Annotated in this window: 1 pseudogene (cut by a window edge); it reads left to right on the top strand. The window is 27.0% G+C overall.

Annotated features, from left to right (window positions below):
* The first annotated feature begins 156 nt into the window (after positions 1 to 156).
* Positions 157 to 430: pseudogene (locus tag A2255_11040) on the top strand (hypothetical protein) (it continues 791 nt past the right edge of the window).

Genomic DNA, 430 nt, shown 5'->3' with positions numbered 1-430 from the left:
AAATCGCTCGGATACACGTCTCTTCCTCATAATTGCTTACAATTACAAGTTGACATATTTTTCTTTTTTTAACAAAACAGCTTCTAAGAAAATAGAGAAGAAATATAGAGTGAAATAGTGCATAATTTTATCAGGTAAGAATCTGGTAAATTTCTTATGAATATTGAATATGCAAGCGAGAAATATTTAAAACCTTTAGTATCATTAATAGAAGGTGAAAATAATCAGGAAATATTCAAAAAATATGTATCAGGCTTAATGCTTGAGAATGAGAATTTTTCAACTCTTGAAATTAACGAGAAAACAGAGGAGAAAAAACTTTCACAGCTTTATTATTTTTTAAATCAAAGTATTAATTGGAGAAAGTTGTTATATGCGCAGGCAAAAGCTGTATTAAAAGATAATAATGCTGATAAATTCAGTTTAATAA

The organism is Candidatus Melainabacteria bacterium RIFOXYA2_FULL_32_9, from assembly GCA_001784615.1.
In the GTDB taxonomy this organism is placed as follows: Bacteria; Cyanobacteriota; Vampirovibrionia; order Gastranaerophilales; family UBA9579; genus UBA9579.
This window is presented reverse-complemented; position numbering and strand designations above follow the sequence as displayed.